The sequence below is a fragment of the Pseudooceanicola algae genome, assembly GCF_003590145.2.
GTDB classification, from domain to species: domain Bacteria; phylum Pseudomonadota; class Alphaproteobacteria; order Rhodobacterales; family Rhodobacteraceae; genus Pseudooceanicola; species Pseudooceanicola algae.
In genome coordinates, this window is the sequence record NZ_CP060436.1 from 2,653,460 (window position 1) to 2,676,033 (window position 22,574).

The window sequence follows — 22,574 nt, forward strand, 5'->3', positions numbered from 1 at the left end:
ATGACCTTCCCCCGCTTGCATGGTAGATCTGGCCCATGTCACAGCTTCCCTCAAAGCCCGAGATCCTCGACTGGATCGCCGCGCATCCCACCCAGACCGCCAAACGCGACATCGCCAAGGCCTTCGGTATCAAGGGCGCCGCCCGGATCGACCTCAAGCGCCTGCTGAAGGAGCTTGAAGAAGAAGGTCATCTGGAAAAGCGCAAGAAGACCTACCGCGATCCCGACAGCCTGCCGCCGGTGTCGGTGGTCATGGTCAATGCGCCGGACAGCGATGGCGATCTGAGCGCCCGCCCCCTTGAATGGCAGGGCGAGGGCCCCGAGCCCCATATCGCGCTGATCCTGCGCGACAGCGATCCGGCCCTTGGCGAAGGCGACCGCATCCTGGCCAAGCTGACGCGTGTGGGGAATGAAAATGCCTATCAGGGCCGGTTGATCCGCAAGATCGGCACCAATCCGACGCGTATTCTGGGCGTCTTCCGCAAGACCTCGGAAGGCGGGCGTATCCTGCCGATCGACAAGGGCAGCGACAAGGAATGGACAGTGCCCGAAGGGGCGCTGCACGGCGCCAAGGACGGCGAGTTGGTCGAGGCCGAACAAAGCGGGCCGCGCGCCCGCATGGGCCTGCCCCGTGCCCGCGTCGTGGCGCGCCTCGGCGACCCGAGCGCGCCGCGTGCGGTCAGCCTGATCGCCATCCACCAGCACGGCATCCCCGATGCCTTTCCCGATACGGTCGTGGCCGAAGCCGACGGCATGAAACCCGCTGGCCTTTCGGGCCGTGAAGATCTGCGCGACCTTCCGCTGGTCACCATCGACCCGGCCGATGCCCGCGACCACGACGACGCCTGTTTTGCCGAAGCCGACACCGACCCCAAGAACCCCGACGGTCATATCCTCTGGGTCGCGATTGCCGATGTAGCGCATTACGTGACGCCCGGTTCGGCGCTCGACAACGAAGCGCGGCGGCGCGGCAATTCCAGCTATTTCCCCGACCGGGTCGTGCCGATGCTGCCCGACCGTCTGTCGGGCGACCTGTGTTCGCTGCACGAAGGCGTGCCGCGCGCCTGTATCGCCGTGAGGATGCAGCTGGACGCGCGCGGCAACAAGATCGCCCACAGCTTTCACCGCGGGCTGATGCGCTCTGCCGCGTCGCTGACCTACGGACAGGTGCAGGCGGCGATGGATGGCAAACCCGACGACCAGTGCGGCCCGCTGCTTGATGACGTGATCCGGCCGCTTTATGCCGCCTATGAGGCGCTCAAGATCGCGCGCGAAGCGCGCCAGCCGCTGGACCTCGACCTGCCCGAACGGCGGATCGAGCTTGGCGACGATGGCCGCGTCGCTTCGGTCAATTTCCGCGAACGGCTGGATGCGCACAAGCTGATCGAGGAATTCATGGTGCTGGCCAATGTCGCCGCCGCCGAGACCCTGATCAAGAAGAAATCCCCGCTGCTGTTCCGGGTCCACGAGGAACCGAGCAAGGAAAAGCTGGAAGCACTGCGCGAAACCGCCGACAGCGCCGGGTTCCAGGTGGCCAAGGGGCAGGTCCTGAAGACCGCGCACCTGAACCGCCTGCTGGATCAGGCCGCCGGTACCGATCAGGCCGAGCTGATCAACATGGCGACCCTGCGGTCGATGATGCAGGCCTACTACGCGCCGTTCAACTTCGGCCACTTCGGCCTTGCCTTGCAGAACTACGCGCATTTCACCTCGCCCATCCGGCGCTATGCCGACCTCGTGGTGCATCGGTCGCTGGTCAGCGTGCATGGCTGGGGCAAGGACGGTCTCAGTCCGCAGGAGATCGAGAACCTCGAGGCGACGGCGGGCCATATCTCGGAAACCGAGCGGCGCTCGATGATGGCGGAACGCGACACGACGGATCGCTATCTGGCCGCCTATCTGAGCGAACGGGTGGGCAGCGAGATGACCGGGCGCATCAGCGGCGTGGCGCGGTTCGGTGCCTTCGTGCGGCTGGATGAAACCGGGGCCGACGGGCTGGTGCCGATCCGGTCGCTTGGGCGCGAATTCTTCCACCATGACCGCGAGGCCAATACCCTGATGGGGTCCGAAAGCGGCATGATGGTGCAACCGGGCCAGCGCGTGAAGGTCAAGCTGGCCGAAGCGATCCCGGTCACCGGCGGCATCGCGCTGGAACTGCTGGAACTGGAAGGCAAGGCCGTCGAACAGGGCGCGGCGGCCACAGGCGGGCGGCGCCCCGGACGCGGCGGCCCCGGCAAATCACGCAAGGGCGGCTTCAAGGGTGGACCCAAAGGCCCGGCGGCCAAGCCCGGCCCCAAACGCAAGCTGGTGCGCGCCAAGCGCAAGGATGCCAAGACCGCGACCAAGGTGCGCCGCACCCGCAGCTAGGCCTGCGGGGCGGGATGGTCACCGCCCCCCGCCACATCCCCCAAACCTTTCCGGATTTCCGCCCGGCAAGACCCGCCGGGTGGGGAAATGCGGCCCGAGGCTTTGGAAATCCGCGTTTTCGCGGTAAGGTGGGCGCAATCATAAAAAACGAGCAGCCCCGGAACCCATATCATGCGCCTTCTTTCCAAGGTCCTTCCCCCGACTCTGTCGCTGATGCTGATCGGCCTGTCGCCATCTGCACAGGCCGGGTCACCCGATGAATCGGTGCGGCCGATGGCCCGTCCGGGCGCCAGTCTGGCCTTTGCAGGGCCCACCGCAGATGCCGGGGCGACCCTGACGGCCGGCACGCAACGCAGCCTGACAGTCACCCGCAGCCTGCGTCCCCGGAACCGGCCCGAGGCGATGGTGCGCACATCGACCGCCAGCAGCGCGGAACCCGCCCGGCCACAGGCCAATGACCCCGGTTTTGATCGCTGGGTGCGCAGTTTCCGCGCCCGCGCCCTGGCCCGCGGGATCACCCCGACGACTTTCGACAAGGCATTTCGCAGCGCGACCTTCCTGCCTGACGTGATCCGGCGCGACCGCAATCAGGCGGAATTCACACTGGGCGTGGGCGATTACATGGACCGCGTGGTCTCCGACAGCCGCATCGCCAATGGCCGCACCCAATTCGCCGGTCAGGCCCGCACCCTGCAGGCGCTGCAATCGCATTACGGCGTGCAGGCGCAGTATGTCACCGCGATCTGGGGCCTGGAAAGCAACTATGGCACCAACCGGGGGGAAACCCCGCTGATCTCCGCCATGGCGACACTGGCCTACGAAGGGCGGCGGGCGAATTTCTATGAACAGCAGCTGATGGCGCTGCTGCGGGTCGTGCAGCACGGCGACACCACCCCCGACCGCATGGTCGGAAGCTGGGCCGGCGCCATGGGCCATACCCAGTTCATGCCGACCTCCTATGAAAGCTATGCGGTCGATTTCACCGGCGACGGGCGGCGCGACATCTGGGCCGAGGATCCGACCGATGCGCTTGCCTCGACGGCGGCCTATCTGGATAACTTCGGCTGGATCGAAGGCCAGCCCTGGGGGATGGAGGTCATCCTGCCGCGCGGCTTCGATTACAACCTTGCCGGCGGCAGCGTGAAGATGCCCTCGCAATGGGCCGAACTTGGCATGCGCGCCGCCCACGGCACGATGCGGGATTACGGATCGGCCCGGCTGCTGATCGTGGCGGGCGCCGGGGGGCCGGCCTTTCTGGTGTTCAAGAACTTCGACGTGATCAAGCGCTACAACAATTCCGACAGCTATGCGCTGGCGGTTGGGCTTCTGGGCGACCGAATCGCCGGCGCCGGGCCGCTGGCCACCAGTTGGCCGCTTGGCGAACGCGGTCTGAAACGCGATGAACGCAAGGAAATGCAGACCCTGCTGACCCGGCGCGGCTTTGACACCGGCGGCGTCGACGGCATCCTTGGTTCGCAAAGCATCAGCGCCATCCGGTCCTATCAGCGCGCCGTGGGCGTGGTGCCGGACGGATACCCCTCTGTCGACCTGCTCGCCCGGCTGCGTCAGGGCTGAACCGCCTCCGGGCCGGCCCGCGCTGCGCCCCCGTCGCCGCACCGGGCAGCGCACCAGGCGGCGTCAGCAGGCCCCGATGCCCACCCATTTGCGTCGCTTGCGCCCGAAAATCGCGCGCGACCTAGAAAAGTGGTGCGCTTGCCATTACCCATTCTACGTGCGCAGGTTAAGGTAACATGTCGCAGCAGCGGCACCCCGATGTCATTGCCCGGCCCTGCATTCATCTGCCGCACCCTGGCCCCGAAAAACCCGGTCCCGAAACCGGGATCAACCGCGCAGGAGATCGCAGACCCGATGACCATGGCACCCGCAGACGGCAGCAGCACCCGCCCGCCCCTGCGCGCGCCGGGTGGTCCTGCGGCCGGGGCAGAGGGCGAATGGGGCGACCTGGCCGATCTGGCCGCCTGCCCGCGCTGCGATGCGGTCTATCGCGTGGCCCTGCCCCGACCCGGCGAACGGGCCGTCTGCGGGCGCTGCCACCATGTTCTGATGACGCCGCGCAAAGGCGCGGGCAAGCAGATCATCGGCCTGTCGATTTCGGTGCTGATCCTGATCTCGGCGGCGGCCTGCTTCCCCTTTCTCAGCATTTCGGCGGCAGGGTTGAGCAGTTCGACCTCTGTCCTGGGCGCGGCACTGGCGTTCCGGGGCGACGGCATCCTGGCGCTGCTGTCGCTGGCGCTGGCGGCGCTGATCGTGTTCATCCCGGCACTGCGTGCGGCTTTGACGATCTACGTGCTGGCGCCGATCGTACGTGACCGCCCGGCCGCACCCCATGCCAATCTGGCGTTCCGGCTGTCGGAATCCCTGCGCCCCTGGTCGATGGCCGAGATTTTTGCCATCGGCTGCGCCGTGGCGCTGGTCAAGGTCGCCGGCCTGGCCCATGTCGGCTTTGGGCCCGCATTCTGGATCTTTGCCATCCTCGTGGTGCTGGTGATCCTGCAGGATACGCTGATGTGCCCCTATTCGGTCTGGCGCGCGCTGGATTCCGAGACCGCCGTAGATCGTCCGCCACGACCGAAAGAACGGCGCAAAGATCGCGCTGACCAACTGCGCCGCACACCGGAAACGGAGCAAGGGACATGAGGACCGCGCGTCAGATGGGCCTGGTAGCCTGCCAGCGCTGCACACGCGTCTGGCCCGGCGGCACGGCGCGTTGCGCCCGCTGTGGACATGGGATGCAATCCCGCGACCCCCTGTCCCTGCAAAAGGTCTGGGCGCTGTGGCTGGTCGGCATGATCTGCTACATCCCGGCCAATATCTACCCGATGCTGAGCACCCATACCCTTGTTTCGGACTATCAAAGCACGGTCGTCGGCGGCGCGCTGGAGCTGGGCCAGCATGGCGAGTGGCCCGTGGCGCTGGTGATCCTTGTCGCCTCGGTGGCGATACCGATCACCAAGTTCATCGTCATCGCCGCCCTGGCCTTCGGGGTGCGCAACAAGTCGCGCCTGTCGCCCGAGCGCCGCCAACTGCTGCATGAGCTGGTCGAATATATCGGCCGCTGGTCCATGATCGACGTCTTCGTGGTGGCGATCCTGTCGTCTCTGGTGCATCTGGGCTCGATCGCCTCGATCGCGCCGGGCATCGCCAGCCTGTTCTTTGCCCTTTCGGTGGTCTTCACCATGTTGTCGGCCCAGGCCTTCGACAGTCGGCTGATCTGGGATGCCCGCAGCGGCACCCTGCCGCCCGAAATGGCGCCCCATGTGCGCATCACCCCGAAGATCGCGCCGCGGATCCCACCGCAGCTGGCCCGCGCTGGCCGTGCCCTGCCGACATCGGCCAATATCGGCAGGCGGCCCAGCCGGCGCCGCAGGCCCCCAGACCTACCCGGAGACCCCAGTTCATGAGCGACCCTACCGGACCCGATACCCCTGGCCCCGATGACCAACGCCCGGGCGCGGACCACCCCGAACTGATGGTGAAGGAAAGCCGTCGCGCCACGGCCGAGCGGATCTCGATCATCTGGATCGTGCCGCTGCTGGCACTTGCCATCGCGATCGGCGTCGCCTGGCAGAACTTTTCCTCGCGCGGGCAGACCATCGACATCACCTTTGCCAATGCCGAAGGGATCTCGGTCAGTGAAACGGAGTTGCGGTACCGCGACGTGACCGTCGGGGCAGTGGAAAAGCTGGCCTTCACCGACGGGCTGGAAAAGGTTGTCGTCACGGTCCGCGTCGAACCCGAGGTCGAGGATTACGTGGACAGCAGCGCCTCTTTCTGGGTGGTCCGCCCCGAGGTCACCGCCCAGGGGGTCACCGGTCTGGGGACCGTGTTGTCGGGGGTCTATATCCAGGGCAGCTGGGACAATGATCCCGGCGGGCTGCAACGGGAATTCACCGGCGCATCCCAGGCACCGTTGAACGCCATCGGCAGGCCCGGTCTCAAGATCCGCCTGCGCGCCGCTGCCGAAAGCGGGCTGACCGGCAATACGCCGATCGAGTTTCGCGGCATCCAGGTCGGGGACCTCGGCGAGGCCCAGATCAGCGACGACGGCACCACGGTAGAAGCCAATGCGATCATCTACGAACCTCATGACAAGATGATTTCCAGCGCGACACGGTTCTGGGACAGCTCGGGCATCAGCTTTTCGATCGGGGCCAGCGGGGCCGAAGTCAACTTTACCTCGCTGTCCTCGCTGCTGCGGGGCGGCATCACCTTCAGCTCTGTCGTCTCGGGCGGGCAACCGGTCGAGCAGGGCAGTACCTTTACCGTCTACTCCGATGAATCGACCGCCCGCGCGACCGCTTTCCGCGAGGAAGAAGGCGACACGCTGAGCTTCTCGGCGATCTTCGACGACAACGTGCCCGGTCTCGCCCCCGGCAGCGCCGTGACCTATGGCGGGCTGCGCATCGGGTCCGTGAAGGCGGTGAACGGCACTGTCGAGCCGGCCCGCTTTGGCGATGACAAGGTGCGACTGCTTGCGACCTTCGAAGTCGATTCCGGCCTTCTCGGCCTGCCCGCGGGCGGTATCGGGAGTGATACGGGCAGTGATGCGACCAGCGATGCCGGAGTCAGCACCAGCGGGACCGGAACCAGCGGGACTGGCACCAGCGGGGCTGGCACTGCCGGGACCAGCGACAGCACCACGCCGCAACCAGCGAATTCGGGACAGCAGGCAATCGCGTTCTTCCAGGAGAAGGTCAAGACCGGCGGCATTCGCGCGCGTCTGGCCACGGCGTCGATCCTGACCGGCGGGCTGAAGATCGAGATGGTCCGGATGCCCGACGCCCCTGCGGCCGAAATCGACATGACCGGCAGTCCCAACCCGCTGTTCCCGACCACGGCCAGCGCGATCACGGATGTCTCGGCCACCGCTCAGGGGGTCTTTGAACGGATCAACGATCTGCCGGTCGAACAGGTCATGCAAAGCGCGATCAACATCATGAACAACGTCAGCCGCCTGGTCGGCGGCGACGACATGCAGGCAGTGCCGGGAGAGGTCCGCGGCCTGTTGGGCGACGCCCGCGGCTTTGTCGCCTCGCCGCAATTGCAGGCGCTGCCAGGACGGCTTGACGGGGTCACCGAACAGATCGAGACGCTGGTTCAGGCGCTCAACACCCGCGATCTGGCCGGGCGCCTTACCGAAGCGATGGCGGGCGTGACAGAGGTCGCCCGCAGTGCCGATACGGCGATCGCCGGGTTGCCGCAACTGCTCGACAGCCTGAACACCATCGCGGCAAAGGCCGAGACCGTCCCGCTCGCCGACCTGGCCCAGACGCTGGATCAGCTGATGACCAGCGCAGATACCCTGCTGGCCGAGCCCGGGACCCAGCAATTGCCGCAAAGCCTGTCCGAGGCGCTGGACGAATTGCGCGGGGTGCTGACCGATCTGCGCAACGGTGGCGCGGTGTCGAACCTGAACCAGACCCTCGCCTCGGCGCGCAGCGCGGCGGACAGTATCTCCGATGCCGCCCAGGATCTGCCGGCCCTGCTGAACCGCACCGAAACGGTGCTGACTCAGGCCGGGACCACCCTGCAAGGCTATGACGCCAACAGCGGCCTCGGCCGTCAGGCAGGCCAGACCATGCGCGAAATCGACCGTGCCGCCGCCGCCATCGCCGCCCTGGCCCGCGAGCTTGAGCGCAACCCCAATGCCCTGTTCTTCGGGAGATGACATGATGAGACCCCTGCCAAGATCCGCCACTATCCTGCTTTGCGGCCTCGTGCTGGCGGGCTGCGCCAGCGAAAAACTCTATACCGCGCCGGTCTTTCCCGGCACCGGCACCAGCGCCGCGCCGGCGCGCATCCCCAGCCGCTTTACCTCGGTCGAGGTGCAGGATGTCTCGCTGCCCGATTACGCGGCTTCCGGTCAGATCCCCGAACGTCAGGCGGATGGCAGCATCAGTTCCTCGCGCTCGGTCCTCTGGGCGGACGAACCGACCCGTGCCGTGACCATGGAACTGTCGCGCCTGCTGCGCCAGATCACCGGGGCCGAAATCGCGGCCGAACCCTGGCCCTTCTACGACAACGCCCAGGCGCAGCTTCTGGTGCGGGTCGAGTCCATGCTGGCCGAGGGCGACGGGTCCTTCCGCCTGACCGGCCAGTTCTTCGTGGCCCCCAGGGATGGCCGCAGCGGGCGGTCTTCGGACTTCATGATCTCGGTCCCGGTCGCGGCCCCCGGCGGCCCCGGCGCCATCGCCGATGCCCGCAGCGCCGCCGTTCTGGCGCTGGCGCAGCGTATCGCCCGCGACGGGCTGCGCTGAGGCATCCCGGACTGCGTGAAGGCATGAAAGGGGCGGCGCATCACGCGACCGCCCCGGTCCTGTGGCGCGCGGCAGTGACTAGTCTTCGATCACCACCGGGACGGGGATGCTAAGCGCGCGATCCATGTCCGCAACCGCCGTCCGCAGCGCATCCTGCGGCACGATGGTGAAGCCGTCGGTTGCCCGGTCCAGATCCTCGATCGTCACCAGCACGCTGGTCAGCACCACTGAAAAGACCAATGTCCGCCAACTGAGCGGCCGCCCCAACAGGGCCGAGCGGTTGCCGACGATGAACACTCCCGACGAGGCCGCGAAGATCAGCAAGGTCCAGATCCCGGTGGAAATCGATTTCGACGCGACCGCCACGCGCCGTGTATGGGCATCCAGCACATCGGTGACGCCCCCGGCCACGAAGCTCTGGATCGGGGGTGGGACCGAAGGGCCGAGCGTCCGGTGAAGCGCGGGCCAGAGCGCGGCCTGGGTGGCGAGGGTCTGGCGCACGAGGGCCTCGGCATTGGCCTCGGTGGCGCGGAACCCGGTCGGAACGACGCGGGTGCGCCCATAGGCCAGCAGGGCCTCCTGCAGGGCGCGCCCGCTGTCCTCGGGCAGCAGGTCGGCCCGCAGGAAGGCGGTGGACAGGGCGGCGGCTTCTTCGACCGCTGCGGCGGCACGGGCCTCGCGCCAGTTCAGCGCCGCGCTGAAGGTAAAGCCCAGCAGCAGCCCCAGCAGGGCCAACAGCGCCCCAAGGGACACTTCGCCCGGCATGCCGATGTCGCGATTGCCGCGCAGGAACCAGCCCCGTTCCACCCGACCAAAGTAGAAGCCGGCAAAGGCCGCACCCTGCAGGCAGAGGATGACGAGAAGGATGGCAAGCCAGAACGGTAGCGTCTGGGAAGCGATGGTTTCGGTAATCGGCTCAACTCCTTGAAATCCGCCTTGCCGCCGGGGCAGGCAGGGACCCTGTGGATCATCACGTCATAGTTGCGTCGATTGTCAATATTCCCGTCTTGGCGAAGCGCGCCTTGGCGGCCCCCTGTCGCAGGAAAGAAACGCTGCCGAATGGGTCGGTGCGCCCGGTTACGCGATGCCCCCCTTACACCTTCCACCCCGGCGTCAGCCTTGCACGCAACAGGCCCACGGGGTGGGCGCGCAGCGACAGGCGCAGGGCCAGGAAATCCTCGACCATCTCCTCGGTTTCCGAAGCTTGCGGCAGCAGCACCTGCGCCTCGGTCAGGCCTTCGCCCTCAAGGTCCCCGGCAAACAGCGGCAGCTCCCCACCCCGGCGCAGCGCCCGGGCCTCCCACAAGGCCGTGCGGCGGCTGAGGCCGAGCCCGGCAAAGGCATCGGCCTCGGCCAGCCGTGTGACCAGCGCCGGATCGGTGCCGGCGCGGCGCCAGACGTCTTCGACCGACCGGTAGCCATTGCCGCGCGCGCCGGTCAGCCAAAGCGCCTCTTCCTCGGCCAGGCCCTTGATCTGGCGGAACCCGAGGCGCAGGGCCAGCGCCCCGGTGGCGCGGCGTTCCATGGTGTTGTCCCAGTAGGAGGCATTGATGTCCACCGGCAACACCTCGACCCCGTGTTCGCGGGCATCCCGGACGATCTGGGCCGGGGCATAGAACCCCATGGGCTGGGAATTCAGCAGCGCACAGGCAAAAATCCCCGCGTGGTGGCGCTTGATCCAGGCGCTGGCATAGACCAGCAGGGCAAAGCTGGCCGCGTGGCTTTCGGGAAAACCGTAGGAGCCGAAGCCCTCGATCTGCGAAAAACAGCGTTCGGCGAAATCGGCGGCATAGCCGTTCCGCGCCATGCCACGCAGGAACCGCCCCCGGAAATCCGAGATATTGCCGTGCTTCTTGAAGGTCGCAAGGGACCGGCGCAGGCGGTCGGCCTCTTCGGGGGTGAAATCGGCGCCGATCATGGCAATCTGCATCGCCTGCTCCTGAAACAGCGGCACCCCGAGGGTCTTGCCCAGCACCCTGCCAAGCGCGTCCGAGGGGAATTGCACCGCCTCTTCGCCATTACGGCGGCGGATATAGGGATGGACCATGTCGCCCTGGATCGGGCCCGGACGGATGATGGCGACCTCGATCACCAGATCGTAGAAACAGCGCGGCTTCATCCGGGGAAGAAAATTCATCTGGGCGCGGGATTCGACCTGAAAGACGCCGATACTGTCGGCCCGGCACAGCATGTCGTAGGTCGCCGGATCCTCGGGCGGCAGGCTGGCGAGGTCGAAGGACTGCTTTTCATGCTCGGCCATCAGGGCGAAGGCCCGGCGCAGGCAGGACAGCATGCCAAGCGCCAGGATATCGACCTTGAGGATCCCCAGCGTGTCGATGTCGTCCTTGTCCCAACAGATGACGGTGCGGTCCTCCATCGTGGCGTTCTCGACCGGCACCAGTTCGTCCAGGCGGTCCTCGGTGATGATGAAACCGCCGACATGCTGGGACAGGTGGCGGGGAAAGCCTTCGATCTCGGCGACAAGGGATTCCAGCAGGCGCAGGCGGTGGTCGCTCGGATCCAGCCCGACCTCGCGCAGGCGGTCCGGGGCGAAACTGGCCGCGCCGCCATGGCCCCAAAGCTGGGATGCCAGGGCCGCCAGTGTGTCACGGGACAGGCCGAGGGCCGCGCCGACCTCGCGGATGGCCCGCTTGCCGCGGTAATGGATCACCGTGGCGCACAGGCCCGCGCGATGGCGGCCATAGCGCTGGTAGATCCACTGGATGATCTCTTCGCGGCGCTCATGTTCGAAATCGACATCGATATCGGGCGGCTCGTCGCGGGCCTCGGACACGAAGCGTTCAAAGACCATGGTGCCGATCTCGGGCGAGACCGAGGTAACCCCGAGGCAGTAGCAGACCACCGAATTCGCCGCCGATCCCCGTCCCTGACACAGGATCCCCTGCGAGCGGGCAAACTCCACGATGTCATTGACCGTCAGGAAGTAGGGCTCGTAGCCCAGCCGCCCGATCAGGTCGAGCTCATGGGTCAGCATGGCGCGCACCTTTTCGGGCGCGCCATGAGGATAGCGCCAGCGCAGCCCCTCGCCCGCCAACCGGGCCAGACGTCCGGCGGGGGTTTCCCCCGGCGCGACTTCCGATGGGTATTCGTAGCGCAACTCGTCGAGAGAAAAGCGCAGGTTGTCGGCCAGAGCAGCGGTGGCCTCGACCGCGCCGGGGTGATCGCGGAAGATCGCCCGCAACTCCGCACCCGAGCGCAGGCGGTTCTCGGCGTTCACCTGCGCCTCGGTGCCAAGCTCGGCCACGGTGGTGCCAAGACGGATGGCGGCCAGCACATCCGCCATGCGGCGCCGGCGACTGTCGTGCATCAGGGGGGCGGCGGTGGCGATGACCGGCAGACCAAGCTGGCGCGCCAGCCCGGCCTGGGCGGCCAGGCGCACCCGGTCGTCACCGTCATAGCCGGGGGTCAGCACCAGGTGCATCTGCCCGCCAAGGCGGCGCGTCAGGGCGCGCGCGCGTGGCAACCAGGCACCCGCGCCGCGCTGCCCCGCCCGAACCCGTGGCGGATGCAGCACCAGCCGCAGCCCGGCGACCGCATCCGGCGCGAGCAGATCCTCCAGCCCCAGGTGACATTCCCCCTTGGGCGCGCGCTGACGCCCAAGCGACAACAGCCGGCAAAGCCGCGCCCAGCCCGCCCGATGTTCCGGCAGGGCCGTGACCTCGGTCCCGCAGGTCAGCACCAGCCGTGCCGCCGGCAGCAACCGGGGCAGCGACAATCCCGGCGGATCCGGCAGTTCCGGCGGCTTTGGCGGGCCCGTAAACCCGTCCCGCGCCTCGTCCCGCGCCCGCTCGGCCGCCCGGCGCGCCATCTCGCGTGCGGCCGCATGGGCCCGCACGATCCCCGCCACCGAATTCACATCGCCAATCGCCACCGCCGTCATCTCTATCTCTGCGGCACGGGTAAGGTACTCCTCCGGGTGCGAGGCCCCGGTGAGAAAGGTGAAGTTGGAAGTGATGCAAAGCTCGGCAATCATGGTGAGTCCCGAGTATATTCACCTTTTGTTCCATTTGGGAGTCACCCATCACCTCCTCGCCCCGCCGGTGGATAGCTCAGGAGCCTCCGGCGGGAGTATTTCCGGCCAGATGACGCAGAGCAGGCTCCCCTGTCATCTGGCCAGAAATACTCCTGCCTCAACACAGACGAAGACATGCGCTGACCGGCAAAGATGCCAGGCTACCCCCAGGGCATCGGCTCGGCGGCAATGAACTGGCCGAAGACATTCTCGCGGTGCCAGCGCAAGTTTTCCGGATGCGGCCACTCGCGCTTGTCCTGCGGCAGGCACAGCTTCAGGTCCGGCATGATTAGGCGATCAACCACCTCTCCCGGAACCTTGTTGCGCGACACAAGGATCGTCTGGTCTTCAGCGACCGAGATCAGGCCCCGATCGAACATCCAGTGCAAGGTGCCCGAAAGCGCAAGACCATTGGAAACGGAATCACTTCCCTTGTGCGCCACCGGACGGATATGCGCCGCCTGGACTTCCGGCCGTCCCCCGCCATTCCGCAACTGCAACCCCGAAATGGCACATCGATAGCCATAGGCTTCGCGGACTTTCCGCCGAAAGGCGACATCCCGGTAAGGACGGTTGGTCAGCCGTTCGATGACCGGGCGTTCGAATATCGCCGCGTCTTCCGCCACTTCATAAGCGTCTGGATTGTATCGCGCGGCTTCGATCCTTTCCAGGTTCTGCGGCAGCCCAATATTGACGATCCGCGCAAAATCCTCGTCCGGCAGTCGCCGCATAGCCAATTGCTGCGCGCCACCCGATTTCGGTGTGCCATCAGCATGGCGCAAAGCCGCTTCAAGCGGCCGGCCCTGCAGAAGTCTCGGCACTTCGACATCAAAGCGCAGATAACTCCCCGGCTCGATCAGGGCGATAAAACGATCCTGAACGCCCGGCTTCGGAATGATCTCCTGAATGCGCGCCACGGCAAAGTAACCGCGCGGCCCGGCCTTGACCGGTTCATAATAGATCGCCCAATCACCGACTGCCTCGCGGGCGGCTTTCAGATAGGTCTTCGGAAAATCATATCGCACATCCGGCACATCTTCGTAGATGGAATCTGCGCGGTGCATCAGCACAAGCTTGGCCATGAAGCCAGGAAAGCGGTCGTGGCAGAATTGGCAAGCAGAATTTTCGGAATTGGCCGCCTGCAAACGGCATCACATCACCTTCACCCCAATGAAAATACTCCGGGGCGCTGCCCCCTATTGCGGCGGCAGCAGCTTGCCGGGGTTCATGATCCCCTTGGGATCGAGGGCCGCCTTGATCGCCCGCATCGCTGTCAGGGCGCCCGGATCCTTGCGCCGTGCCATGGTGTTCAACTTGTGCGTTCCGACGCCATGTTCCGCCGAAAAGGCGCCACGCAGATCGGCGACGACATCCTCGATCGCCTCCACAAGGCGGTCCTTTTCCATCGGATCCTTGCTGGAAGGGAAGATCGTGTAGTGCACGTTGCCATCGCCCAGATGCGCCACGACCGAGGTCCCGGCCCCGGGGTCCAGCGATGCCAGCACATCATCGGCGCGGGTCAGGAAATCCCCGACCCGATCCAGCGGAACGGCCACGTCCAGGATCGACATCGGGTGGCGCTGCGCCGCGATCTCGCTGGCCGCTTCCCGGATCGCCCAGAGCGCCGCGCGTTGTGCCCCGGTTCCGGCGATCACCGCATCGGTGATCTCGCCGGCTTCCAGCATCTCGCCCAGGACTTCCTCGAGGTAGCCGGCAATCGGAACCACGCCATCCGGGCCGGGCGTGCAATCGCGCGGCGCAAGGGCCCCGATCTCGATCAGTATGTTCACCGGGTGGCTTTGTTCGAAAGGCGCGCGCCCCTCGGGGTGCAGGGCCAGATAATCGGCGATGTAGCTGCCGGGCATGTACTCAAAGGCCTCGACCGCGCCCCCCGTGGCCTGTTGCACCCGGTTCAGCAGGCCGAGCGCCGGGGCCAGGCTGTCCATACCCAGCATCGCGGTGGCGTAGGCGCCGGGCTGCGGGCGCAGCCGCACCACCGCCGCGGTGATGATCCCCAGCGTCCCTTCGGATCCGATCAGCAGGTGGCGCAGGTCGTAGCCCGAGTTGTTCTTGTGCAGGTCCTGCAACAGGTCGACCACCTCGCCGTTCGGCAGCACCGCCTCGATCCCCAGCACCAGGTCGCGGGTATTGCCGTAGCGCAGCACGTTGGAGCCCCCGGCATTGGTCGCCAGGCACCCCCCGATCATAGCCGAGCCGCGCGCGCCGAACATCAGCGGGAAGATCAGGTCGTGTTCCCCGACCGCCTCGTGCAGCCGGGCAAGCACCACACCGGCCTCGACCACCGCCGAACGCGCACCGGGGCGGATTTCACGGATCCGGTTCATCCGCTCCAGAGAGATCACCAGAGCGCCTTCGCCCTGCCCGCCCCCGGCCAGACCCGTGCGCCCCGACAGGGGAATCACCGGGGTGCCGGTTTCATCGGCCAGCCGCACTACCGCCGACACCTCGGCCGTGGAGGCCGGGCGCACCACCGCGAGGGGTTGCGCGAAGTACCCGTGACCCCAGTCCCAGCCATAGGCTTCCGCATCTTTCCCGGTCAGCACATGGGCCGGACCAAGCAGGGCAGAAAGACGGTCGATCATGGTATTTCCCTTCCTATGCGGGCGCAGAGCGGCATGGCGCCGGAGCCTGTCTAGAGCCTGCCGCAAGCGGTGAAAAGGCAATCCCCGTTTCACCCCCGGAATTGCAGCCGATGGGGCGGTTTTTCTGCTTGACCTCACATTCCTGCTGCCCTACCTAGCGCCACGGTTTGGCGGAGTAGCTCAGTTGGTTAGAGCAGCGGAATCATAATCCGCGTGTCGGGGGTTCAAGTCCCTCCTCCGCTACCAAATTCCCCCTCGAGACTTTTGAATGCGGCCCGGCAAGCGACCGGGGCCTTGCGCGTGGCCGTCTGCGCCGAGGGCCCAGCACGGGGCCCAGCAAGGCCCCCGGAAACGAAAAAACGCGCGAGGCAAGGCCCCGCGCGCTGTTGTCCGTTGCTCGCCCCGGCTTAGCGCAGAGCCTGACCGTCGCTGTCAAAGAAGGACAGCCATTCGGTATCAAAGCCCAGCCCGCAGGTGTCGCCGGGGTTGATATCCGTATCCCCGATCACCCGCACGGTCAGCCGCCCGAGGGGGCCGCAATCGACCACCAGGAAGGTATCCGCGCCAAGGTATTCGGTGACATCCACCACGCCGTCACAGGCCCCCTGCCCGGCGGGCAGGATCGAGATATGCTCGGGCCGGATGCCAAGATGCACGGCCCCCGCCGGGGCGCCCGGCGCACCGCGCCCGCCTTCCACCTGCCAGGACCCGCCCGCCACGGAACATTCCATGACATTCATCTTGGGCGAGCCGATGAACTGCGCCACGAAGAGGTTCGCGGGCCGTTCGTACAATTCGCGCGGCGTGCCGACCTGGGCGATGCGGCCTGCGTCCAGCACGACGATGCGATCCGCCAGGGTCATGGCTTCGATCTGGTCATGGGTGACGTAGATCATCGCCTTTTGCAGCCGCTGGTGCAGCTTGGCGATCTCGTAGCGCATCTCGACCCGCAGGGCAGCGTCGAGATTCGACAGCGGTTCGTCGAACAGGAAGGCCGTGGGGTCCCGCACGATGGACCGGCCGATGGCCACCCGCTGACGCTGTCCGCCGGACAGGTCCTTGGGGCGGCGTTCCAGCAGCGGGTCGAGCTTCAGCACCTCGGCGGCGGCACCGACCTTGGCGTCGATCTCGGATTTCGGGGCACCGGCGGTCTTCAGGGAAAAGCCCATGTTCTCGGCCACCGACATATGCGGGTAAAGCGCATAGCTTTGGAACACCATCGACAAGCCACGCTGGCTGGGCGCTTCGGAGGTGGCGTTGCGGCCATCGATCAGCAACTCTCCGCGGCTGATTTCCTCAAGCCCGCCGATCATCCGAAGCAGGGTCGACTTGCCACAGCCCGAGGGGCCGACAAAGACCACGAATTCGCCCGGCGCGACCTCGAGGTCGATGCCCTTGATGACCTGCACCGGGCCATACCATTTTTCGACATTCTTCAGGGTAATCGCACTCATTGCGTCGTCATCCTTTAACAGAGCCCGCGGTAAGCCCGCGTGTCATGAATCTTTCCAGCCCAAGGAACAGCGCCATGATCGGCACGGTCGCGATCACGGCCCCGGCCATCAGGTGCTGGCGCGGGATTTCCGAGGAATTCAGGCTGGCGATCCCCCGTGTCAGGGTGAATTTCGACGGGTCGTCCAGCAGCATGAAGGCCAGCAGGAATTCGTTCCAGGCGATCATGAAGACATAGAGCGACACGCTGGCCAGTGCCGGAAGCGACAGCGGCAGGGTGATCTTCCAGATCACCGCAAGGCGCGACAGGCCATCCATCAGGCCGGCTTCCTCGACCTCGGCCGGCAGGCCGCGGAAATACCCCTGCAGCATGTAGAGCGCCACGGGGATCGTTGTCACCGGATAGATCAGCACGATGCCGAACAGGGTGTTGCGCAGGCCCAGCATCGAGAACCCGATGTAGATCGGCAGCGCCAGGACGATCATCGGCACCATGTAGATCAGCAGCACGGAGCGCGAGAACGTGGACCGCCCCCGGAAGCGCAGCCGTGCCACCGCGTAGGCGCCGGGGATCGAGAAGGCCAGGGTTATGAACACGGTCAGCACCGAGACATAGAAGCTGGTCCAGAGGTAGCTGCCGAAATTGTACTGGGTCATCAGCTCGTAATAGCTGCGGAACAGGTCCCAGCCCCGCGACAGGTCCAGACTGAAGTCCAGCGGGTTCTGCAACAGCGCCTGTTGGCTTTTCAGGCTGGTCATCACCATCACGTAGAAGGGGATGATGACAATCGCGGTAAAGAAGACATAGCCGAAGCCGGTGAGGAAACGGATGATCGCGGCCTCGAACTGATGCCGGGTCAGCGCACCGGAGGGCATGCCGCCCATGATCTTGGCCATCCCCAGCCCCAGCGACAGCCCGGCCAACAGGATCATCACGACCAGTGGCAGCATCGTCGTTTCACTGACGATGACGGGCAGGCCGATTGCTGTCAGCACCGCTACCAGCACGACGGCAAGCGCCACGGTCATCCAGCCGGACCCGAGCCGGGTCGCCGTGCCACCGCAGACAAGCCCGGCGATCAGCAAGCCGATCAGGCCGGGGCGAAAGCCATCGCCGGTGGCAAAGCTCATCGCGACGGCAACGGTGATGGCGACGATCAGCGACCAGAGCATGCCAAGCAGGGCACCGGTCACGTCGCCGGTTTTCACGCTTTGCATGAGCAGGCTCCTTTCGGGGTATTGGACAGGCAGTTCACAACCCCTCCTCGCGGCTCATGACGCGGAAGAAGAAGACGCTGAACATCACGAGGCAGGCAAAGATCACCACGGCCACGGCGGCACCGGCACCGATGTTGGACACCGCAAAGGCCTGTTCATAGACATTCACCGTCAGCACGCGGGTCCCGGCATTGCCACCGGTCAGCAGGAAGATGTCGTCGAACTTGTTGAAGGTCCAGATGAAGCGCAGCAGGAACAGGACCGACAGGATCCCCAGAAGCTGCGGCATCGACAGGTAGCGGAATTTCTGGAACGGCGAGGCGCCATCCATGTCCGCGGCTTCGTACATGTCGGTGTCGATGCTTTGCATTCGGGCCAGGATGAACAGGAAGGACAGCGGGAAATATCGCCAGACCTCGAACAGGGTGACCATGACGAGGGCCAGCGGCTTTTCCCCGAAGAAGTTGATCGCCTGATGGGTGACCCCCATGCGGAGCAGCAGCGCATTGGCCGAGCCCGAGAAGGGATCGAACAATGTCACCCAGGTGAAGGCCACCGCGATGACCGGCGCCACGTAGGGGAAAAGGTAAAGACCCCGCAGGATGCCCTGCCCCTTGAAGCTGCGATCCAGCAGCATGGCGGCGAACAGCCCGACGATCAGCGCGCCGGCGGTGCCGAAGAAGGTATAGAACAGCGTCACGCCCAGGACGCCCCAGAACTCAGAGCCATTGAAGATGCGAGCAAAGTTTTCCAGCGTGAAATCGAAGTTGGTCAGGATGTTGGGCGCCGATCCGGTGATGCCGGGTTCGGAGCCTTCGGCGTCCTCTTCCAGCACGTCCGGGTCGCCCGAGCCGGTCACGGGGATCGCGACCGTGCTGCGGAACCCGCCCTCGATATCCCCGAATTCGCAGGTAATGTCGCGGCCCTCGACAACGCAGGGGGCCTCGGGCTCACCGCGCAGGGACAGGGAGTCGGGCAGTGTATCCGTCAGGGTCACGCCGGTGATCAGCTGGTCACGAGAAGAATTGCGCAGCCGGTATTCGACCCGCATCTCGTCGCCTTCGCCACGCAGGCTTTCGCGCAGCACCGGTGCGGGCGGACGCAGGTCCGCAAGGGTCACCGGCTTGAAGGAGATCCAGAAGATCGCCAGCAGCGGCAGGATCACCACAAGCGACACCGCCATGAGCGTCGGCAGCAGCAATTGCCAGGCCAGACGTGCCTCGCGCCGGGCCAGCGGGCCACGGCCCCTTGGCGGGACCGCTTGTGCCTGGCCTGCGTCGGTCGGGCGAGAGGGGACAGAGGGGGCGGAGCTCATGCCCCGCCCCCGGAAGTGAAGTGCGTCATTATTGGACCTTGGACAATTCGTCGTTCATTTTGGCAACGGCGTCTTCTGCAGAGATCGCGCCATCGATATATTCACGCACGTAGCGGTTCACGACCTGGGTGTTGACCATCTTGGAGGCCAGACCCAGCTGGCCGTCCTCGACGCCCCATCGCTGTGCCACATCAAGACCACCGACGATCTCGTCGATCATGTCGGCAGAGTAGAGATCCCCCAGCGGCGCCTTGCGATCCACACCCACGTCAAGCTGTGCCCAGCCATCGGCGTATTTCGTCGGCTCTTCTTCGGTGCCCGCGCGGATCGGGAACTTGCCTTCGGGCGCGATGGCCAGGGTGTTCATGTAGCCCTCGCTCATCGAGAACTTCACGAAGTCGATGGCGTTGTCGATATCCGCGTCTGCGGTGATCCCGAACATGTTCATCTCGGCCCAGGCAGCACCATCAGGGTTCGACGGGCCGGCAAAGTTGGTCACGATACCGGTTTTCGACGCCAGATCCGAAGAGGTCGGATCGTCGTTGATGGTGGGCGGGGCGCTGTCACGCAGGCCGGCCAGCTCGTCCAGGATGAACGGCGACCAGATGATCATCGCCGCATCGCCGGCAAAGTAGACTTCGCGCGACTGCTTCCAGAACAGGTCTCCCGGTGGGGAGGCATCCGCGATGGTCTTGTAGAATTCCAGCACTTCGGTCGTCTTTTCGACGTCCAGTTCCTGGAACCCATCGGGGCCGACCGGGCTGACGCCGTTGGCCAGGAAGACATGTTCCAGAACCTGGCTCATGAAGTTGTCGTCGACCTTGGTGGCGGCGACGAAACCGTACATCTCGGGCGGATTGTTCAGCGCCTCGACGGCCGCGGTGACGGCAGCATAAGTCGTGGGCGGCTCAAGATCGTGTTCCTCGAACAGGTCCTTGCGGTACAGGATCATCTGCGTCCAGCCATCGACCGGGACCGAGGCGATACCGCCTTCGTAGGCCGCCATGTCGAGCGCGCCGGGCGCGAAGGTATCCATCCCCAGATCCTCGACCACCTCGGTGGCGGCATCGGAATCCAGCAGACCGGCTTCGGCCCAGGGCAGGGCATATTGCAGGGTGTGATAGATCACGTCGGGCAGGTCGCCGGCGGCATAGGCCGCAGTGGCGCGGGTACCCAGCTCGCTTTCGGTCACGGGAATGACCTCGACGGCGATGCCGGTGGCCTCTTCGAAATCGGCGGCAAGCTGCTCCTGGCGGGCCAGCCGCTCGGGCTGTTCCTCGGTGGTCCAGAAGCGCATGTCCTGCGCCATGGCCGCCGGTGCAAGGCACAGCGCCAGGGCCGTCCCGAGGAATGCGGACGCGCGAGCGCCGCGTGGTCTGAATGCAATCATGTGATCCTCCCGATCGTCTGAACTTTATTGGCAGCGTCCCGATAAAAATGGCACGGCCAGCCCCGCGAAACGGGCGGCTGGCCCCGGAATGCTATGCAAAACGTCTCTCGGGGCGGGCAGTTCCCTGCTTCTTATCCCGACCGCTGGCCTGATGGCCTTAACCGGATCTTGGCTGGCGGCTTCGGGAATGATGCCCCCGAAGACCGACAAGTCAACCCATTGATGAAAAAGGCCGCTCCGGGAATCGGGTCCCGGAATGCTCGCCCCACGGTGGATCCGGGGGCAACTTTTTAAGGGAAATGGCATGTATCCGCCGCGTTTCGGCCGGCCCGCCCCCGTCGCAGTGCGCGCGGTCGATGGTGCGCCATTCGCGACCAATGCCCGCATTTACGCCGTTTGCGTAGCGACCGTGCACGGATGCCGTTAGGGGAACTTTCGATCAGAGCATTGGAATCCCTGACAGAAGCGCCCGCAGCGATGCCGGGTAAGGGGTGGCCCTGACCGTGTGGGGATACAATGTCAGGGCCAATCGTCCGCAGACAAACCGATGGGACAGAAACCGGGACGAACAGGAGTAAACCTATGGTTGAATCGGCCCGCAGAACAAGAAGTTTTTGTGAAATGTCACAATACTGATGGGCCGCAATCGAAAGGCAGGCTGACTCGGCAGGCATCCCCCAGGGGCAGGCCCGATCTGCGGGACAAACCCGGTCCACACCGTAAAACGGATCGCGCAGCGGCCTCTTGCCACAAACGGACGGCCAGGGCGCCCGACGGGCGGCTTTACCGATAATCGTTCTGGGTGGGATTGCGGGATTACTTCACCACATCCAACGTCAAATCCTTGCCACCAAGGCGATTTGTCGTTGTGTGGTGAGCCGTGATGGGTTCGAACCATCGACCTACTGATTAAAAGTCAGTTGCTCTACCAGCTGAGCTAACGGCCCACTCGATGCGCCGTCTAAGGGGGGGCAGCGGCATGGTCAAGACGAAATCCGAAAAAGAATGACAGAAAAGTTGCATGACCCGGCGACGCAAGCCCGGCCCACCTTTTCAACGCAGTCGGGAATCGCTATATCCCCGCAATGCAGATCAAGGATATCCCCCAAGGCCTGCCGTTCATGAAGATGCACGGGTTGGGCAATGACTTCGTGGTGATCGACTCGCGCGCCCGGCGCGCGGCGGTGACCACGCCCGCGCTGGCGCGCACCCTGGGGGACCGCAATCGCGGTGTCGGCTTCGATCAGCTGGCCGAGATTCGCGCTGGCCGGGATACGGATATCGAGCTCGACTTCTGGAACAGCGACGGCAGCCGCGCCGGGGCCTGCGGCAATGCCACACGCTGTGTCGCGGCCTTCGTGATGGGCGAAACCGGGGCGAAGGCCCTGTCGATCCGAACCGCAAGGGGCCTGCTGCAGGCCCGCGTCGAGGCCGGCGAAGTCAGCGTGAACATGGGCCAGCCGCAACTCGACTGGGCCGAGATCCCACTGGCCGTCCCGACAGACACCCTGCACCTTCCGCTGGCGGGCGACCCGGTCGCCGTCGGCATGGGCAATCCCCATTGCGTCTTCTTCGCCGAAGATGCCGATGCCGCCCCGGTCACGACCAAAGGCCCGATGGTCGAAACCGACCCGCTGTTCCCGGAACAGGTCAATGTCGAGTTTGCCGAGGTCCGCGCCCGTGACGAGATCCGCATGCGGGTCTGGGAACGCGGCACCGGTGTGACGCTGGCCTGTGGCTCGGGCGCCTGCGCGACGCTGGTCGCCGCCGTGCGTCGCGATCTGACCGACCGCCGCGTGCGGATGGAACTGGATGGCGGCTGGCTGGTGCTCGACTGGCGCGATGACGGCGTCTGGATGACCGGCCCGACGGCCCATGTCTTCGACGCGATCCTGTCGCCCGCGCTGCTGGAGGCCTGA

At 65.7% G+C, this 22,574-nt stretch carries 14 protein-coding genes, 2 tRNA genes and 1 pseudogene; 8 read left to right on the plus strand and 9 right to left on the minus strand.

All coding sequences use genetic code 11. The annotated features are described in order from the left end of the window. Positions 1 to 35: 35 nt before the first annotated feature. The 6 genes and pseudogenes from rnr to PSAL_RS12465 all read left to right on the plus strand — a co-directional run bounded on the left by rnr (position 36) and on the right by PSAL_RS12465 (position 8,644). The gene (gene rnr / locus PSAL_RS12440; protein WP_119840956.1) at positions 36 to 2,366 is read left to right on the plus strand and encodes a ribonuclease R; all 2,331 of its coding nucleotides are present in this window, start codon (positions 36 to 38) and stop codon (positions 2,364 to 2,366) included. Positions 2,367 to 2,537: 171 nt separating this feature from the next. After that, positions 2,538 to 3,941, plus strand: a complete 1,404-nt coding sequence (locus PSAL_RS12445; RefSeq protein ID WP_119840957.1) for a lytic murein transglycosylase — start codon at positions 2,538 to 2,540, stop codon at positions 3,939 to 3,941. 294 nt (positions 3,942 to 4,235) lie between these two features. Next, positions 4,236 to 5,024 carry a paraquat-inducible protein A gene (locus PSAL_RS12450; RefSeq protein ID WP_231388510.1) on the plus strand — a complete coding sequence of 263 codons (789 nt, stop codon included), beginning with the start codon at positions 4,236 to 4,238 and terminating at the stop codon, positions 5,022 to 5,024. 14 nt (positions 5,025 to 5,038) lie between these two features. Beyond that, a pseudogene (locus PSAL_RS12455) lies at positions 5,039 to 5,614 on the plus strand (paraquat-inducible protein A); the annotation flags it as partial. Between the two features lie 170 nt (positions 5,615 to 5,784). Continuing rightward, the gene (locus tag PSAL_RS12460; RefSeq protein ID WP_119840958.1) at positions 5,785 to 8,055 is read left to right on the plus strand and encodes an MlaD family protein; all 2,271 of its coding nucleotides are present in this window, start codon (positions 5,785 to 5,787) and stop codon (positions 8,053 to 8,055) included. A 1-nt stretch (position 8,056) separates the two neighbouring features. Further along, positions 8,057 to 8,644, plus strand: coding sequence for a PqiC family protein (locus tag PSAL_RS12465; protein ID WP_231388511.1), 588 nt, complete (start codon positions 8,057 to 8,059; stop codon positions 8,642 to 8,644). A 78-nt stretch (positions 8,645 to 8,722) separates the two neighbouring features. Here PSAL_RS12465 and PSAL_RS12470 read toward each other — a convergent pair whose 3' ends face one another. From PSAL_RS12470 to PSAL_RS12485, 4 genes are all read right to left on the minus strand, one after another. Next, positions 8,723 to 9,451 (minus strand): bestrophin-like domain, encoded by a 729-nt coding sequence (locus tag PSAL_RS12470; protein ID WP_119840959.1) that lies wholly within the window; start codon positions 9,449 to 9,451, stop codon positions 8,723 to 8,725. 286 nt (positions 9,452 to 9,737) lie between these two features. Next, the gene (locus PSAL_RS12475) at positions 9,738 to 12,638 is read right to left on the minus strand and encodes an error-prone DNA polymerase (RefSeq protein ID WP_119840960.1); all 2,901 of its coding nucleotides are present in this window, start codon (positions 12,636 to 12,638) and stop codon (positions 9,738 to 9,740) included. A 200-nt stretch (positions 12,639 to 12,838) separates the two neighbouring features. After that, the gene (locus tag PSAL_RS12480; protein WP_231388512.1) at positions 12,839 to 13,594 is read right to left on the minus strand and encodes an HNH endonuclease; all 756 of its coding nucleotides are present in this window, start codon (positions 13,592 to 13,594) and stop codon (positions 12,839 to 12,841) included. A gap of 279 nt (positions 13,595 to 13,873) precedes the next feature. After that, complete coding sequence (locus tag PSAL_RS12485) at positions 13,874 to 15,280, minus strand: FAD-binding oxidoreductase (protein ID WP_119840961.1); 1,407 nt, start codon at positions 15,278 to 15,280, stop codon at positions 13,874 to 13,876. Between the two features lie 169 nt (positions 15,281 to 15,449). Here PSAL_RS12485 and PSAL_RS12490 point away from each other — a divergent pair. Continuing rightward, positions 15,450 to 15,526, plus strand: a tRNA-Met gene (locus PSAL_RS12490). A 161-nt stretch (positions 15,527 to 15,687) separates the two neighbouring features. Here PSAL_RS12490 and PSAL_RS12495 read toward each other — a convergent pair. The 5 genes from PSAL_RS12495 to PSAL_RS12515 all read right to left on the minus strand — a co-directional run bounded on the left by PSAL_RS12495 (position 15,688) and on the right by PSAL_RS12515 (position 21,602). Continuing rightward, a complete protein-coding gene (locus PSAL_RS12495; RefSeq protein WP_119840962.1) occupies positions 15,688 to 16,734 on the minus strand; it encodes an ABC transporter ATP-binding protein in 1,047 nt (348 codons plus the stop codon). A 7-nt stretch (positions 16,735 to 16,741) separates the two neighbouring features. After that, positions 16,742 to 17,950, minus strand: coding sequence for a carbohydrate ABC transporter permease (locus tag PSAL_RS12500; protein WP_119840963.1), 1,209 nt, complete (start codon positions 17,948 to 17,950; stop codon positions 16,742 to 16,744). Between the two features lie 34 nt (positions 17,951 to 17,984). Then, on the minus strand, positions 17,985 to 19,265 hold the full coding sequence (locus tag PSAL_RS12505) for a carbohydrate ABC transporter permease (RefSeq protein WP_119840964.1): 1,281 nt from the start codon (positions 19,263 to 19,265) through the stop codon (positions 17,985 to 17,987). Positions 19,266 to 19,293: 28 nt separating this feature from the next. Then, positions 19,294 to 20,655, minus strand: coding sequence for an ABC transporter substrate-binding protein (locus PSAL_RS12510; RefSeq protein WP_119840965.1), 1,362 nt, complete (start codon positions 20,653 to 20,655; stop codon positions 19,294 to 19,296). Between the two features lie 871 nt (positions 20,656 to 21,526). Beyond that, positions 21,527 to 21,602: transfer RNA gene (locus PSAL_RS12515), tRNA-Lys, on the minus strand. Between the two features lie 138 nt (positions 21,603 to 21,740). On the opposite strand from PSAL_RS12515, the gene dapF reads away from it, so the two are divergent. Next, complete coding sequence (dapF, locus tag PSAL_RS12520) at positions 21,741 to 22,574, plus strand: diaminopimelate epimerase (protein ID WP_119840966.1); 834 nt, start codon at positions 21,741 to 21,743, stop codon at positions 22,572 to 22,574.

Coding starts and splice junctions, on each gene's coding strand:
- rnr (WP_119840956.1), top strand. CDS start 36: ATGTCACAGCTTCCCTCAAAGCCCGAGATCCTCGACTGGATCGCCGCG.
- PSAL_RS12445 (WP_119840957.1), top strand. CDS start 2,538: ATGCGCCTTCTTTCCAAGGTCCTTCCCCCGACTCTGTCGCTGATGCTG.
- PSAL_RS12450 (WP_231388510.1), top strand. CDS start 4,236: ATGACCATGGCACCCGCAGACGGCAGCAGCACCCGCCCGCCCCTGCGC.
- PSAL_RS12460 (WP_119840958.1), top strand. CDS start 5,785: ATGAGCGACCCTACCGGACCCGATACCCCTGGCCCCGATGACCAACGC.
- PSAL_RS12465 (WP_231388511.1), top strand. CDS start 8,057: ATGATGAGACCCCTGCCAAGATCCGCCACTATCCTGCTTTGCGGCCTC.
- PSAL_RS12475 (WP_119840960.1), bottom strand. CDS start 12,638: ATGATTGCCGAGCTTTGCATCACTTCCAACTTCACCTTTCTCACCGGG.
- PSAL_RS12485 (WP_119840961.1), bottom strand. CDS start 15,280: ATGATCGACCGTCTTTCTGCCCTGCTTGGTCCGGCCCATGTGCTGACC.
- PSAL_RS12495 (WP_119840962.1), bottom strand. CDS start 16,734: ATGAGTGCGATTACCCTGAAGAATGTCGAAAAATGGTATGGCCCGGTG.
- PSAL_RS12500 (WP_119840963.1), bottom strand. CDS start 17,950: ATGCAAAGCGTGAAAACCGGCGACGTGACCGGTGCCCTGCTTGGCATG.
- PSAL_RS12505 (WP_119840964.1), bottom strand. CDS start 19,265: ATGAGCTCCGCCCCCTCTGTCCCCTCTCGCCCGACCGACGCAGGCCAG.
- PSAL_RS12510 (WP_119840965.1), bottom strand. CDS start 20,655: ATGATTGCATTCAGACCACGCGGCGCTCGCGCGTCCGCATTCCTCGGG.
- dapF (WP_119840966.1), top strand. CDS start 21,741: ATGCAGATCAAGGATATCCCCCAAGGCCTGCCGTTCATGAAGATGCAC.